This window comes from Pantoea eucrina (assembly GCF_001691555.1).
In the GTDB taxonomy this organism is placed as follows: domain Bacteria; phylum Pseudomonadota; class Gammaproteobacteria; order Enterobacterales; family Enterobacteriaceae; genus Pantoea; species Pantoea borealis.
In genome coordinates, this window is sequence record NZ_MAYN01000008.1 from 2,263,724 (window position 1) to 2,278,613 (window position 14,890).

At 55.6% G+C, this 14,890-nt stretch carries 13 protein-coding genes; 3 read left to right on the forward strand and 10 right to left on the reverse strand.

Going from position 1 to position 14,890, the window contains the following annotated elements; translation table 11 throughout:
* The 10 genes from mraY to ilvI all read right to left on the reverse strand — a co-directional run bounded on the left by mraY (position 1) and on the right by ilvI (position 11,325).
* A complete protein-coding gene (gene mraY, locus BBA90_RS16825; protein WP_039382574.1) occupies positions 1-1,083 on the reverse strand; it encodes a phospho-N-acetylmuramoyl-pentapeptide-transferase in 1,083 nt (360 codons plus the stop codon).
* Positions 1,077-2,438, reverse strand: a complete 1,362-nt coding sequence (murF, locus tag BBA90_RS16830; protein ID WP_065650139.1) for a UDP-N-acetylmuramoyl-tripeptide--D-alanyl-D-alanine ligase — start codon at positions 2,436-2,438, stop codon at positions 1,077-1,079. The genes mraY and murF overlap by 7 nt, the downstream gene beginning before the upstream one ends.
* Positions 2,435-3,922, reverse strand: coding sequence for a UDP-N-acetylmuramoyl-L-alanyl-D-glutamate--2,6-diaminopimelate ligase (gene murE, locus BBA90_RS16835; RefSeq protein ID WP_065650140.1), 1,488 nt, complete (start codon positions 3,920-3,922; stop codon positions 2,435-2,437). Before murE ends, murF begins: the two co-directional genes overlap by 4 nt.
* Complete coding sequence (locus BBA90_RS16840; protein ID WP_065650141.1) at positions 3,909-5,675, reverse strand: peptidoglycan glycosyltransferase FtsI; 1,767 nt, start codon at positions 5,673-5,675, stop codon at positions 3,909-3,911. Before BBA90_RS16840 ends, murE begins: the two co-directional genes overlap by 14 nt.
* Before the next feature lie 16 nt (positions 5,676-5,691).
* Positions 5,692-6,012, reverse strand: a complete 321-nt coding sequence (gene ftsL / locus BBA90_RS16845; RefSeq protein ID WP_039382567.1) for a cell division protein FtsL — start codon at positions 6,010-6,012, stop codon at positions 5,692-5,694.
* Positions 6,009-6,950 (reverse strand): 16S rRNA (cytosine(1402)-N(4))-methyltransferase RsmH, encoded by a 942-nt coding sequence (gene rsmH / locus BBA90_RS16850; protein ID WP_065650142.1) that lies wholly within the window; start codon positions 6,948-6,950, stop codon positions 6,009-6,011. Before rsmH ends, ftsL begins: the two co-directional genes overlap by 4 nt.
* Positions 6,951-6,952: 2 nt before the next feature.
* Positions 6,953-7,411, reverse strand: coding sequence for a division/cell wall cluster transcriptional repressor MraZ (mraZ, locus tag BBA90_RS16855; RefSeq protein WP_065650143.1), 459 nt, complete (start codon positions 7,409-7,411; stop codon positions 6,953-6,955).
* Between the two features lie 487 nt (positions 7,412-7,898).
* Entirely contained in the window at positions 7,899-8,909 is a 1,011-nt protein-coding gene (cra, locus tag BBA90_RS16860) for a catabolite repressor/activator (RefSeq protein WP_065650144.1), read from the reverse strand.
* Between the two features lie 197 nt (positions 8,910-9,106).
* Positions 9,107-9,598 (reverse strand): acetolactate synthase small subunit, encoded by a 492-nt coding sequence (gene ilvN / locus BBA90_RS16865; protein WP_065650145.1) that lies wholly within the window; start codon positions 9,596-9,598, stop codon positions 9,107-9,109.
* 2 nt (positions 9,599-9,600) lie between these two features.
* Positions 9,601-11,325, reverse strand: a complete 1,725-nt coding sequence (ilvI, locus tag BBA90_RS16870; RefSeq protein ID WP_065650146.1) for an acetolactate synthase 3 large subunit — start codon at positions 11,323-11,325, stop codon at positions 9,601-9,603.
* 732 nt (positions 11,326-12,057) lie between these two features.
* Between ilvI and leuL the strand changes: the two genes are divergently transcribed.
* From leuL to leuB, 3 genes are all read left to right on the forward strand, one after another.
* Positions 12,058-12,141, forward strand: a complete 84-nt coding sequence (leuL, locus tag BBA90_RS19690) for a leu operon leader peptide (RefSeq protein WP_108569992.1) — start codon at positions 12,058-12,060, stop codon at positions 12,139-12,141.
* Between the two features lie 92 nt (positions 12,142-12,233).
* A complete protein-coding gene (gene leuA, locus BBA90_RS16875) occupies positions 12,234-13,796 on the forward strand; it encodes a 2-isopropylmalate synthase (RefSeq protein WP_065650147.1) in 1,563 nt (520 codons plus the stop codon).
* A 2-nt stretch (positions 13,797-13,798) separates the two neighbouring features.
* Complete coding sequence (gene leuB, locus BBA90_RS16880; protein ID WP_065650148.1) at positions 13,799-14,890, forward strand: 3-isopropylmalate dehydrogenase; 1,092 nt, start codon at positions 13,799-13,801, stop codon at positions 14,888-14,890.

Genomic DNA, 14,890 nt, shown 5'->3' on the forward strand with positions numbered 1-14,890 from the left:
TTAACGCACCTTCAGCGTAGCCAGGCCAATCAGCACCAGCATCAGCGAAATAATCCAGAAGCGCACGATAACGCGCGGCTCCGGCCAGCCCTTGAGTTCATAGTGGTGATGAATAGGTGCCATGCGGAAAATACGCTGGCCGCGCAGTTTAAAGGAGCCGACCTGCAGGATCACCGACAGCGTTTCAACCACAAACACGCCACCCATGATCACCAGCAGAAACTCCTGACGCAGCAGCACCGCCAGCGTGCCGAGCGCGCCGCCCAGCGCCAGTGACCCTACGTCACCCATGAAAACCTGCGCCGGATAGGTGTTAAACCACAGGAAACCGAGCCCGGCCCCGACGATCGCAGTACAGACAATCACCAGTTCACCGGCATGGCGCAGATAGGGAATGTGCAGATACTCAGCAAACTTCACGTTGCCGGTTGCCCAGGCGACCAGCGCAAAGCCAGCGGCGACAAACACCGTTGGCATAATCGCCAGGCCATCGAGACCATCGGTAAGGTTCACGGCGTTACCGGTGCCCACAATAACGAAGTAGGCCAGCACCACATAAAACAGTCCCAGCTGCGGCATCACATCTTTAAAGAAGGGCACGACCAGCTGGGTAGCAGGCGTATCTTTGCCGGCCACAAACAGCGCAAATGCCACACCCAGTGAGATCACCGACATCCAGAAATATTTCCAGCGCGCGATGAGTCCTTTGGTATCTTTGCGCACCACTTTACGGTAGTCGTCAACAAAGCCAATGGCGCCAAAGCCCAGCAGGACCACCAGTACACACCAGACGTAGGGATTAGAGGGATAGGCCCACATCAGTACGGAGATCGTGATTGACGTCAGGATCATAATGCCGCCCATGGTCGGCGTGCCGCGTTTGCTGAAATGCGACTCCGGGCCATCATTACGTACCACCTGGCCAATCTGCAGCTTCTGCAGCCAGGCGATCAGGCGCGGTCCCATCCATAATGAGATAAACAGAGCGGTCAGCAGGCTGACAATGGCGCGAAACGTCAGATAGGAAAAGACGTTAAAACCGGAATAAAATGCGACCAGATGTTCGGCCAGCCAGACTAGCATGTTCCTTTCTCCTTCAGTCCCTGTACTACCTGCTCCATGGCGGCACTACGTGAACCTTTAACTAAAATAGTGATCTCAGGATGCTGCGCGAGCAGCGCCTGCAGATGCGCGATCAGTGCGGCTTTGCTGGCAAAATGCTGTCCTTTGCCGCTGCTGTCGCTGATAAAATGGCTGAGCTGCCCCGTGCTGAGCACGGCGTCCACGCCAGCAGCGAGTGCTGCGGCACCCACCTGACGGTGGCACGCTTCCGCTTCGTCACCCAGCTCGCCCATGTCCCCCACCACCATAACGCGGAAGCCTGGCATCTCACCCAGCACCTGCGCAGCGGCCGTCATCGATCCCACGTTCGCGTTATAGCTGTCATCCAGCAGCAGCTGTGTTGCCGAGAGACGAACCGGGAACAGACGTCCCGGCACCGGCTGCAGCGTTTTCAGGCCAGCCTGAATAGCCGTCAGTGGCGCATCTACCGACAGGGCCAGCGCCGCAGCGGCCAGCGCGTTAGCGATATTGTGGCGGCCCGGCAGCGGCAGTTCGATAGCGATCTCTCCGCGCGGCGTGTGCAGCGTAAAGCAGGTCACGTCAGGTCGCAGTACGATATCGCTGGCGCGAAACTCCGCGTCCGTCAGCGGTTGTGGCGAAAAGTGCCACAGCGTTCTGCCGGCAAAATAGGGCTGCCAGTTAGGGAGATCGTGACTGTCCGCGTTCACAATGGCCGTGCCGTGCAGCGGCAAACCGGCAAAAATTTCGCCTTTCGCTTTCGCCACGCCTGCCAGTGAACCAAAGCCTTCGAGGTGAGCCGCCGCCAGGTTGTTGACCAGCGCGGTCTCCGGCTGCACCAGCGCGGTGGTATAGGCTATTTCACCCTGGTGGTTAGCGCCCAGTTCAATGACTGCGTACTGATGTGCCGGCGTCAGGCGCAGCAGCGTCATCGGCACGCCGTAGTCGTTGTTCAGGTTACCGGCAGTGTAGAGCGTTTCACCGCACTGGCGTAAAATCGCCGCCGTCATCTCTTTCACTGAGGTTTTACCCGAGGAGCCGGTCAGCGCAACAACGCGCGCAGCTGACTGCTGGCGTACCCAGGCACCAAGCTGGCCGAACGCAATGCGCGTGTCAGCCACCACCACCTGTGGCAGCGCAACCGGTAACGGCCGGCTGACCAGCAGCGCCTGCGCACCGCTGTTCATCGCCTGTTCAGCAAAATCGTGCGCATCAAAACGCTCACCCACCAGCGCCACAAACAGGCAGCCTGGCGTGATTTTACGGGTGTCAGTGGTGACTTCATGCAGGGTTGCATCGCTGCCGTGCAGCGTGCCGCCGCTGATGTCAGCCAGCGTTTGCAGCGTAATCGGGATCATGCCATTACTCCCAGCAGTCGGGCGACCGTATCGCGGTCCGAGTAGTCGAGACGACGATTGCCAATAATCTGATAATCCTCATGTCCCTTACCGGCGACGAGCACGATATCGTCAGCTTTCGCCTGCATCACGGCACTGGTCACCGCCTGTGCCCGGCCTGGCACCACGCGCGCGCGGCCAGGATCAAGCAGCCCGGTCAGAATATCGTCCACAATCGCGGCGGGTTCTTCGCTGCGCGGGTTGTCATCGGTGATCACCACAACGTCAGCAAACTGTTCAGCAATCGCCCCCATCAGCGGACGCTTGCCTTTGTCGCGATCGCCGCCGCAGCCGAAGACGCACCAGAGCTGGCCCTTACAGTGCAGACGCGCCGCTTCCAGCGCTTTCTCCAGCGCATCCGGAGTATGCGCATAATCCACCACAACGGTGGCTTTGCCCGGTGCGCTGAATACTTCCATGCGGCCGCATACCGGCTGCAGTTCTGCAGCGGTTGCCACTAAGGTTTCCAGCGGATAGTCCATGGTCAGCAGCGTAGCCAGCGCCAGCAGCAGATTGCTGACGTTAAAAGCGCCCATCAGGCGGCTGTTGAACGTGCCTTCACCCCAGCTGGAGCTGAAGCGTACGCGTGCACCATTGTCGTGGTACGTAACCTCAGTGGCGTTGAGCCAGCGCCCGTGCCAGCTGGCTGGCAGGTTATTTTCCATGGTTACGGCGACCGCATCGGGCAATTGCTGCAGCCAGCGGTAGCCGGTCTCATCATCAGCATTGATGATTGCGTCACCAATCTGATGTTCAGAAAAGAGCAGCCACTTGGCTGACTCATAGCTTTGCATGTCGCCATGGTAGTCGAGATGATCGCGGCTCAGGTTAGTAAACACCGCAGCAGCAAACGGTAATGCCGCTACGCGGTGCTGTACCAGACCGTGCGACGAGACTTCCATCGCCGTCAGGGTAGCACCCTGCCCGACTAAGTCGTGCAGAATATGCTGAACCTCAACCGCCGATCCGGTGGTGTTCTCTGCTGGCAGCAGCTGGCCATACAGACCATTACCCACGGTGCCCATAACTGCGCCCGTCTCGCCCAGCAGATTAGCCCACTGCGCGATCAGCTGGGTGGTCGTGGTCTTGCCGTTTGTTCCGGTCACGCCTGCCAGCTTCAGCTTGTTGCCCGGCTGCTGATAAAAACGCCCCGCCAGCGCCGAGAGGCGCTGCGGCAGCTGCGCCAGATAGATCACCGGCACGCCGTGTATTTCACGGATATCGCCGTCGCTGGCTTCGCCTTCCGCTTCGGCAATCACAGCAGCAACGCCCTGCGCAATGGCCTGCGGGATAAAGCGCCGGCCATCTGCATGATGGCCCGCTACGGCGATAAACAGATCGCCGGCCGCCGCCGCGCGGCTGTCCAGCGTCATGTCACGAAGGGGACGCGCCGGCGCGCCAGCCACCCAGGGGGCCAGTAAGTCGCGCAGGTTACGATCTGTCACTTGATGCCTCATTTCTGTTCTTCACTAATTCGTTTTTGTCCACGACAGGCAGTGCATCCGGCTCAATATTCATGGTGCGTAATACGCCGCCCATAATGGCGCCAAACACCGGCGCAGAGACTGCACCGCCATAATATTTACCGGCCTGCGGATCGTTAATCACCACGACCAGCGCAAAACGCGGCTGACTGGCGGGCGCCACACCGGCGGTGTAGGCGATATATTTATTGACGTAGCGGCCATCGGGACCCACTTTTTTCGCGGTGCCGGTTTTAATCGCAATGCGATATCCTTTGATAGCGGCTTTTACACCACCACCGCCAGGCAGCGCCACGCTCTCCATCATATGCATCACCGTTCTGACCAGGTTCTCCGGAAAGACGCGCTCACCCGCAACCGGCGGATCCACTTTGGTAATGGAGAGGGGACGATTGATGCCATAGCTGCCAATCGTTGCGTAGACTCGCGCTAACTGTAACGGCGTTACCATTAGCCCGTAGCCGAAAGAGAAGGTGGCCCTCTCTATGTCAGACCACCGTTGTTTTTGAGGGTATAAGCCACTGCTTTCCCCGACCAGCCCCAAATTGGTCGGTTTTCCCAGTCCAAAGCGCGCGTAAGTCTCTACCAGCGCTGAGGAGGGCATCGCTAACGCCAGACGTGAAACTCCGACGTTACTCGACTTCTGCAAGACCCCGGTCAGGGTCAGTTCGTTATAGCGTGCCACGTCTTTGATCTCATGACCGTTTACGCGGTACGGCACGGTATTCAGTACGCTGTTCTCTTTCACCACCCCACGCTGCAGCGCGGTCATCACCACCATGGGTTTCACCGTTGAACCGGGCTCAAAAATATCGGTGATGGCGCGGTTACGCATGACATCTTTTGGCGTATTACTGAGGTTATTCGGGTTGTAAGCAGGGCTGTTTGCCATTGCCAGCACTTCACCGGTGCTGACATCAACCAGCACCGCCGTGCCCGACTCCGCTTTGTTAAAGGCGACCGCATTGTTGAGTTCGCGATACACCAGCGCCTGCAGCCGCTCATCAATACTCAGCGTCAGATTGTGTGCAGCACGGCTGTCGACCGACGAGATATCTTCAATCACGCGCCCGAAGCGATCTTTACGCACCGTCCGCTCGCCTGGCGCGCCCGTCAGCCATTTATCGAAGCTTTTCTCAATCCCTTCGATGCCCTGTCCGTCAATGTTGGTGAAACCAATCAGATGCGCAGTGACCTGACCGGCCGGATAGTAGCGGCGCGACTCCTGACGCAGATAAATACCCGGCAGCTTCAGTTTTTTCACATAGTCGCCAATGGCCGGGTTAACCTGACGCGCCAGATAGATGAAGCGCCCTTTGGGATTAGCGTTGATGCGTGCGGCCAGCTGATCCAGCGGGATCGACAGCGCATCTGAGAGCGCTTTCCAGCGGCTGTCCAGAGTAACGCCGCCGTGACCAATCAGCTCTTTGGGATCGGCCCAGATAGCATTGACCGGCACGCTGACGGCCAGCGGACGTCCGGCGCGGTCGCTGATCATGCCACGCGCTGTCGGTACTTCCTGCACGCGCAGCGAGCGCAGATCGCCCTCTTTAACCAGCCGATCGGGCTTGATTACCTGCAGCCAGGCGACGCGCGACAGCAGCCCACCCAGCGCCAGTAAAATACAGCCGCACAGCAAAGCAAAACGCCAGCTTACAAAGCTGGCCTTATCTTCCTGTTTTTTTAACTTCAGCGTTTTGCCTGCGCCGCTCATTGAGGTCTGCGATTCCTTATTTCTGCACCACAATATTTTCCTGAGAAGGATCAACGTGCCGCAGCTGCAGCTTATCGGTTGCGATCCGCTCTACCCGGCTGTGATCGCCAAGCGCGTTCTCTTCCAGAATCAGGTTACGCCATTCGATATCCAGCGCATCACGCTCCAGCACCAGCTGTTCGCGCTGCGCCGTTAACAGGCGCGTTTTATGTGTTGTGGTCACGACCAGTACAGAAGAGACCAGTACGGCAATCAGTAACAACACCGGGATCTTGCCAAAGCGCAGCAGGTCTCCGCCGATCACGCCGGGCAGACTGTGCCGCTCATTGCCAATCATGGCGCGGTCCTTTCAGCAATACGCAGCACCGAGCTGCGCGCACGCGGGTTTTCCCGCACTTCTGCTTCACCCGGGATCAGTTTGCCCAGCGTTTTCAGCTCGCGTCCGCCCAGCGCTTTCAGCTGGCTTTCCGTCATCGGAATACCCGCCGGAACCTGCGGACCGCGGCTTTGATCGCGCATAAAACGTTTCACCAGGCGATCTTCAAGAGAATGGAAGCTGATGATGGATAAACGGCCGCCCGGGGCCAGAACAGAAAGCGCGCCTTTAAGAGCGGTATCAATCTCTTCCAGCTCGCTGTTAATCCAGATACGAATAGCCTGAAAGCTGCGCGTAGCCGGGTGCTTAAATTTGTCTTTGACCGGGGTCGCTGCGGCAATGACGTCAGCCAGCTCTTTGGTGCGCGTCATCGGTTGTTCCCGATTACGCTCTGTGATGGCACGTGCAATACGCTTTGCGAAACGCTCTTCACCGTATGTTTTCAGCACAAAGGCGATATCAGCTTCTTCTGCGTGCAGCAGCCACTCAGCAGCAGAGTGACCTCGCGTGGGATCCATGCGCATATCCAGCGGACCGTCGCGCATAAACGAGAAGCCGCGTTCGGCGTCGTCCAGCTGCGGCGAAGAGACGCCCAGATCAAGCAGGACGCCACTGATTTTCCCGGTTAGCCCGCGCGCGTCGACATAATCTGCCAGCGCTGAAAAAGGGCCGTGCACAATGGAAAAGCGCGGATCGTTGATCTCAGCGGCCGCCGCAATTGCCTGCGGATCGCGATCGATGGCCAGCAGCTGTCCATTCTCGCCAAGCTGCGAAAGGATCAGGCGTGAGTGGCCACCGCGACCAAAGGTGCCGTCAATGTAAATGCCGTCTTCCCTGATATTAAGGCCGTTTACCGCCTCATCCAGCAGCACCGTGGTATGTTTAAAATTTTCCTGCATAGCTATAGCGATAAGTCCTGCAACCGCTCAGATAAAGGTTCCTGAGCTGAATGTTCTGCGTCAATATCATCCCTGACTTGTTGATACCAGGTCTGTTCATCCCACAATTCAAACTTGTTGAACTGCCCAACCAGCATCACTTCTTTTTTCAGTCCTGCGTGCTGCCTCAAGGTATTTGCCAGCAGCAACCGGCCTGCACTATCCATCTGGCATTCGCTGGCATGTCCAAGTAGCAGACGCTGTACGCGTCGTTCTGCCGGATTCATGCTCGATAAGCGAGCCAGTTTTTTCTCAATGATTTCCCATTCGGGCAGGGTATAAAGCAGCAGGCAGGGCTGGTGCAGGTCGATAGTAGAGACCATCTGACCCTGAGACTCTGCGATCAGTAATTCGCGATAGCGCACCGGAACCGCTAACCGCCCTTTACTGTCGAGATTGACTAACGTTGCCCCGCGGAACATGCCAGCCTGACTCCTCAGCTACCGTTTTCACCACTTTATCCCACTTTTTACCACGAAACGAGTTTACGGAGCCGATGAAAACATTGTCAAGCCGCAACGGCAGGTGAATATCACTCTTTACATCCCGGAAAAATAAGCGGAAAGCGAAATAAAAAAGCGCGCGGAATGGCAAAGCAAAATTAAACCGATGAATAACAGTATAAAAATATCTGCTCACTTCAAATATGATTAAATTTGATTCAGATTTGGCTTAAGTACGCCAGAGCAGGGTTATGCGACAGCGGCAGCATTTTAGGGGATTTCTGAAAGGAAGCCCAGCGCAAGCGCCTGTTGATGGGGATCAAAAATGACTAACTTTTACCCAGCAAGATTAAATTGATATCTGTTTTGTGATAATTAATGGCTGTTATTTACGCTTTTTTACGTCGGATAATTAATTGCCCGCCAGATACTGAATAAAATGGCGGGCATTATCATGCCCGCTGACTCATTTTGTCAGACGGCTTAATTGCCCGCGATGAAATAAGTTACGGCGAATGCGTGTTAACCCGGGTTTAGGTTTACGTGGTTCATCAAGTGAAGCCAGCACCAGCTCCAGAACCCGCTCTGCCACATCGCGGTGCCGCTGTCCCACCGCCAGTACCGGACAATCAAGAAAATCGAGTAATTCATGATCGCCAAACGTGGCGATCGCCAGATCTTTCGGCAGTCGCCCTTCTCGTTTCAGCGTGACATCCATTACGCCCTGCAGCAGACCAAACGAGGTGGTAAACAGCGCATCGGGCATCGGATTTTCATCCAGATAGTGTTCAAACAGTGCGGCAGCCGCCGCGCGATCAAAACTGTTGCAATAGAGATAACTGACCGAACGCTCATCATCCTGCCAGGCTTCGCGAAAGCCCATTTCGCGCAGAAAACTCACGGAAAGCTCCGGCAGCGCGCCCATAAACAGTACGTTTTTCACCGGGAGCTGACGCAATTCAGCAGCCAGCGCACGTGCATCATCCTGATCGGCCCCCACAACGCTGGTAAAGTGTTCACGATCCAGCGCCCGGTCCAGCGCCACAATGGGCAGCGGGTCGTTTATCCAGCGCTGGTAAAACGGATGCTCCGGCGGCAGCGAGGTAGAAACGATGATTGCATCGACCTGACGCTGCAGCAGATGCTCGATACAGCGCATTTCGTTATCAGGCTGATCTTCTGAACAGGCGATAAGCAGCTGATAGCCGCGCTGGCGTGCCTGACGCTCCAGATAGTTGGCAATACGCGTGTAGCTGGTATTTTCGAGATCGGGGATCACCAGTCCGATAGAGCGCGTGCGCCCTGCGCGCAGGCCTGCGGCGACCGCATTGGGGTGATAGTTATACTCACGCACCACCGCCATTACTTTCTCAACCGTTTTGTCGCTGACACGATACTGCCGCGCTTTGCCATTGATCACATAGCTGGCAGTAGTACGCGAGACGCCGGCCAGACGCGCAATTTCATCCAGTTTCACGATAACACCTTCATGTCGATAAGCCAGAGCTGGCGGAGATATCCGCAACGTAGCTGTGGATAAAATCTTTGTTACATCTAACCGCAGAAAACCGGCCTGAGCAACCGCTTTTCATCAGCAAACGAAGCCGGCGCATAAAATAAAAAAACCCGGCATTACGCCGGGTTAGAGTAAACTACGGTGATAACGGAGCGGGATTAACGCATGATGCGCTCGCCGCGTGACACGCCAACGATCCCTGAACGCGCCACCTCAACAATCTCTGCCACTTCCCGCACGCTGCTGAGAAACGCATCGAGCTTATCGCTGGTGCCTGCCAGCTGAACCGTGTAAAGCGTTGGTGTGACATCAACAATTTGTCCGCGAAAAATCTCTGCGCTGCGCTTCACTTCTTCACGGCCATATCCGCTGGCCTGAATTTTTACCAGCATGATCTCACGCTCAACGTAAGCGCCCTGCCCCAGTTCAGTGACGCGCAGCACATCCACCAGCTTATGCAGCTGCTTCTCAATCTGCTCAATCACTTTTTCATCGCCTACGGTCTGAATAGTCATGCGCGACAGAGTCGGATCGTCGGTAGGCGCAACGGTCAGGCTCTCAATGTTATAACCGCGCTGGGAGAAGAGTCCGACCACGCGGGATAAGGCGCCCGATTCATTCTCCAGCAGCACCGATAGAATACGACGCATAATTAAGTCCTCTCCGTCTTGCTCAACCACATTTCATCCATTGAGCCGCCCCGAATCTGCATCGGATAGACATGCTCGCTGCCATCAACCGTGACATCCACAAATACCAGCCGCCCTTTTGCCAGCGTATCCAGCGCCAGCTGCAGCTTCTCTTCCAGCTCGGCAGGATGCTGAATGGCAATACCGACGTGACCATACGCCTCAGCCAGACGGACAAAATCAGGCAGCGACTCCATATAGGATTGAGAATGGCGGCCGGAATAGATCATATCCTGCCACTGTTTCACCATACCGAGGACACGGTTATTCAGGTTAAGTACCAGCACGGGCAGATCGTATTGCAGCGCGGTCGACAGCTCCTGGATGTTCATCTGAATACTGCCATCCCCGGTAACACAAATCACCGTCTCTTCCGGCAGTGCCATCTTCACGCCCAGCGCAGCCGGCAGTCCAAAGCCCATGGTGCCAAGGCCACCGGAGTTGATCCAGCGACGCGGTTTGTCAAACGGGTAATAGAGGGCAGCAAACATCTGATGCTGTCCGACATCAGAAGTCACATAAGCCTCGCCGCCTGTCAGGCGGGCAACCGTCTCTATTACCGCCTGCGGTTTGATCTTATCGCTGCTGCGATCGAATTCCAGACACTTGCGGCTGCGCCAGGTTTCAATGTTCTGCCACCAGTCGCGCAGACTGTCGTGCTGCTGCTGTGTTTCACTCTGCGCCAGCAGCTCCAGCATCTGTACCAGCGTCTGTTTCGCATCGCCAACGATCGGGATATCTGCGCTGACCGTTTTGGAGATCGACGTCGGATCCACATCAATGTGCATGATGGTCGCATTCGGGCAATATTTTGCCAGATTGTTGGTGGTGCGATCGTCAAAGCGGACGCCGATGCCAAAGATCAAATCGGCGTTGTGCATGGTCATGTTGGCTTCATACGTGCCGTGCATGCCAAGCATGCCGACACACTGACGGTGCGTGCCGGGAAACGCGCCCAGTCCCATCAGTGAAGTGGTTACCGGAATATTAAGCTGCTCAGCCAGCTGGCGCAGTTCCGCTTCGCATCCCGACGTAATAGCACCGCCGCCGGCATAAATGACCGGCTTATGCGCACCCAGCAGCGTCTGCAGTGCGCGCTTGATCTGACCTTTATGGCCCTGCAGCGTCGGATTATACGAGCGCATGCTGACGCTTTCCGGCCAGGCATACGGCAGTTTATTCGCCGGATTCAGGATATCTTTAGGCAGATCGATGACTACCGGGCCGGGACGCCCGCTGGCCGCCAGCCAGAAGGCCTTCTTAAGCACCGTAGGGATCTCTTCTGTGCTTTTTACCAGGAAGCTGTGTTTGACCACCGGCCGGGAGATACCGACCATATCGCACTCCTGAAACGCATCATAGCCAATCAGCGATGAGGGCACCTGACCTGACAGGATCACCAATGGAATCGAATCCATATAGGCGGTCGCGATACCGGTGATGGCGTTCGTCGCCCCCGGGCCAGACGTGACCAGCACGACGCCAACTTCGCCGGTTGCCCGTGCCAGACCATCTGCCATGTGCACTGCGCCCTGTTCGTGACGCACCAGTACATGGTCAATTCCACCGACCGTCTGCAGCGCATCATAGATATCAAGCACTGCTCCGCCCGGATAACCGAATACCTGCTTTACGCCCTGATCGATCAACGAACGGACGACCATTTCGGCTCCTGACAACATCTCCATTTTCTGCCTCCAGGCGTCAGAAACAGCCGCGACGGGCAGCGCTGTCCAGCGCACGGTGTCGCATCTGTTCCCTTATCGCCAATTAAGATCAAAATCTTATGTTTATGCTCAGAAGAAGGAATTCATTTCCGCCTTCCAGATATCGGGAATCTACCTGAATGAATTCTTTTAAGAGTAGGACGATTACCATAACCGCAGAGCCTGCGGGCTGCAAACCGCCAGGCCCTGCGACGCGCGTTCCCGGACAAGTAAGCCTCTGATGTGCCGGGTCAGGGTACGATGAATAAACTGATCGGCAGGCATAAATTCAGAGGAATATGCTGGTCTGAAGATTATTTTCAGCGAGTTGTAAGAAATATATTTTTGTTATCGTCCGCTGCGTCAGCCCACAATGTTTTTAACACGGATCTTTCCCGCGTGATTAACGTTAAAAATCACTGCCAGCATTATATTATTCTGCCTTGCAGGCTAAGGCTTATATTTTTAACTATAGATAAAATTAAAATAAAATATCAAAATCAGGTAGTTAATCGAGATAATCGCTTTATGATAGCGCGCATTATGTAGCGCTATAAGATGCAAGACGATATTTCTTCGCGATCCTCCATCCATGCCAATATTTACAGCAGATCGCGCTTTTAGCGTAAGTAAAATAGCCCCTGATGCAGGGTTGACATCACATCGCTAATCCAGTACCAATATGTACAGCACACATTTTATGGGGTCTGATTCATGTTTCGTTCTTTCCGCCTACTCGGTCTACTACTAAACGCATCCAGTTTGCGCGGTAGACTCGTGGGCGAAATCAACAACTGATTCCAACCCGCTGAAAGTTAAAAACCCGCGCCACTGCGCGGGTTTTTTTATGCTCGTTGCTCCGGCGAAGTTAATGCAAAAGGAAGATAACCATGAGCCAGCAAGTTATTATTTTCGATACCACTCTGCGCGACGGTGAGCAGGCATTACAGGCCAGCCTGAGTGTTAAAGAAAAATTGCAGATCGCCCTGGCGCTGGAAAGAATGGGCGTGGACGTAATGGAAGTGGGTTTCCCGGTCTCTTCTCCCGGTGATTTTGAATCGGTACAGACTATTGCGCGTACGATCAAAAACAGCCGCGTCTGCGGGCTGGCGCGCTGTGTCGAAAAAGATATCGATGCCGCTTACGAATCACTGCGCGTTGCCGACGCGTTCCGTATTCATACTTTTATTGCCACCTCACCGATGCATATCGCGACCAAGCTGCGCAGTACTCTGCCGGAAGTGATTGAGCGTGCGGTGCACATGGTAAAACGCGCACGCAATTATACCGATGACGTGGAGTTCTCCTGTGAAGATGGCGGGCGCACGCCGATTGACGATCTCTGCCGCATGGTTGAAGCCGCCATCAGCGCCGGTGCTACCACCATCAATATTCCCGATACCGTTGGCTATACCCTGCCCGGTGAGTACGCCAATATTATCGGACAGCTGGTTAACCGCGTGCCTAACATCGACAAAGCGATTCTGTCGGTGCACACCCATGATGATTTAGGCATGGCCACCGGCAACGCTATTGCTGCGGTACTGGCGGGCGCGCGTCAGGTTGAGGGTACGCTGAATGGTCTGGGCGAGCGCGCCGGTAACTGCGCGCTGGAAGAGGTGATCATGGCGATCAAAACCCGCCAGCAGATCATGAATGTTCACACCGCTATCAACCATCAGGAAATTTACCGCACCAGCCAGATTGTCAGCCAGATCTGCAACATGCCGATTCCGGCGAATAAAGCGGTGGTCGGCTCAAATGCGTTCGCGCACTCTTCCGGCATTCATCAGGATGGCGTGCTGAAAAACCGTGAAAACTACGAGATTCTGACGCCTGAATCGATCGGTCTGCACAAAATTCAGCTGAACCTTACCTCCCGTTCCGGACGCGCGGCGGTAAAACATCGTATGGAAGAGATGGGTTACAAAGAAGCGGACTACAACCTCGACGCGCTGTATGACGCATTCCTGAAGCTGGCCGACAAGAAAGGTCAGGTATTTGATTACGATCTGGAAGCGCTGGCCTTTATCAATAAACAGCATGAAGAACCGGAGTTTTTCCAGCTCAACGAATTCAACGTCCAGACCGGCTCCAGTGTCACGGCCACCGCTTCAGTCCAGCTCGGCTGCGGTGAGGAGACCAAAGCGGATGCGGCCACCGGTAACGGCCCGGTTGACGCAGTCTATCAGGCAATCAACCGCATTACCGGCTTTGACGCTGAGCTGGTCAACTACAAGCTGACGGCGAAAGGTCACGGTGAAAATGCCCTGGGCCAGGTGGATATCGTGGTGAATTACAACGGACGCAAGTTCCACGGCGTAGGCCTGGCAACCGATATTGTTGAATCCTCTGCCAAAGCGATGATTAACGCACTCAACAATATCTGGCGGGCAAAACAGGTCGAAAAAGAACTGCAGCGTAAATTTAAAGAACAGAAGGAAACGGTGTAACTATGACTCATTCATATCATATTGCGGTCATGCCAGGCGACGGAATCGGCCCGGAAGTGATGGCGCAGGCGATGAAAGTGCTCGACGCGGTGCGTACCCGCTTCGGCATGCGTATCACCACCAGCGAATATGATGTTGGCGGTATCGCCATCGATCGTCACGGTGAACCTCTGCCGCCCGCGACCGTAGCCGGAGCTGAGCAGGCAGACGCCATTCTGTTTGGCTCTGTTGGCGGCCCGAAGTGGGAGCATCTGCCGCCGGCTGGCCAGCCTGAACGTGGCGCGCTGTTGCCGCTGCGCAAGCATTTCAGACTGTTCAGCAACCTGCGCCCGGCCGCGCTCTACAAAGGTCTTGAAGCATTCTGCCCGCTGCGCAGTGATATCGCGGCGCGCGGGTTTGATATTCTCTGCGTACGTGAGCTCACCGGCGGCATCTATTTTGGCCAGCCAAAAGGACGCGAAGGCAGTGGCGCGCACGAGCGGGCGTTTGATACCGAGGTTTACCATCGCTTTGAGATTGAGCGCATTGCACGTAATGCGTTTGAAGCCGCGCGTAAGCGTCGTTGTCATGTCACCTCAATCGACAAAGCTAACGTGCTGCAAAGTTCAGTGATGTGGCGTGAGATCGTGAATGAAGTGGCAAAAGCGTACCCTGACGTACAGCTGGCGCATATGTATATCGATAACGCCACCATGCAGCTGATCAAAGATCCGTCGCAGTTTGATGTCCTGCTCTGCTCAAACCTGTTTGGCGACATTCTTTCTGATGAGTGCGCCATGATTACCGGATCAATGGGCATGCTGCCGTCAGCCAGCCTGAACGAAGAAGGTTTTGGTCTGTTTGAACCTGCTGGCGGCTCTGCGCCGGATATCGCCGGACAAAATATCGCTAACCCGATTGCCCAAATCCTGTCGCTGTCGATGCTGCTGCGCTTTAGCCTGAACGCCGCCGACGCCGCTGATGCTGTTGAACAGGCGGTAAGCCAGGCGCTGGAGGCGGGCCACCGCACCCGCGATCTGGCGGGCGACGGTCCTGCAGTCAGTACGGATGAAATGGGTAGCCTCATCGCGGGCTTTATTGCCGGAGAAAAATAA

Excerpts from the sequence above, each read along its gene's own strand:
- rsmH (WP_065650142.1), bottom strand. The coding sequence starts at position 6,950 with ATGCAGGAAAATTTTAAACATACCACGGTGCTGCTGGATGAGGCGGTA.
- leuA (WP_065650147.1), top strand. The coding sequence starts at position 12,234 with ATGAGCCAGCAAGTTATTATTTTCGATACCACTCTGCGCGACGGTGAG.
- ftsL (WP_039382567.1), bottom strand. The coding sequence starts at position 6,012 with ATGATTGGCAATGAGCGGCACAGTCTGCCCGGCGTGATCGGCGGAGAC.
- mraZ (WP_065650143.1), bottom strand. The coding sequence starts at position 7,411 with ATGTTCCGCGGGGCAACGTTAGTCAATCTCGACAGTAAAGGGCGGTTA.
- mraY (WP_039382574.1), bottom strand. The coding sequence starts at position 1,083 with ATGCTAGTCTGGCTGGCCGAACATCTGGTCGCATTTTATTCCGGTTTT.
- leuB (WP_065650148.1), top strand. The coding sequence starts at position 13,799 with ATGACTCATTCATATCATATTGCGGTCATGCCAGGCGACGGAATCGGC.
- ilvN (WP_065650145.1), bottom strand. The coding sequence starts at position 9,598 with ATGCGTCGTATTCTATCGGTGCTGCTGGAGAATGAATCGGGCGCCTTA.
- ilvI (WP_065650146.1), bottom strand. The coding sequence starts at position 11,325 with ATGGAGATGTTGTCAGGAGCCGAAATGGTCGTCCGTTCGTTGATCGAT.
- leuL (WP_108569992.1), top strand. The coding sequence starts at position 12,058 with ATGTTTCGTTCTTTCCGCCTACTCGGTCTACTACTAAACGCATCCAGT.
- BBA90_RS16840 (WP_065650141.1), bottom strand. The coding sequence starts at position 5,675 with ATGAGCGGCGCAGGCAAAACGCTGAAGTTAAAAAAACAGGAAGATAAG.
- murF (WP_065650139.1), bottom strand. The coding sequence starts at position 2,438 with ATGATCCCGATTACGCTGCAAACGCTGGCTGACATCAGCGGCGGCACG.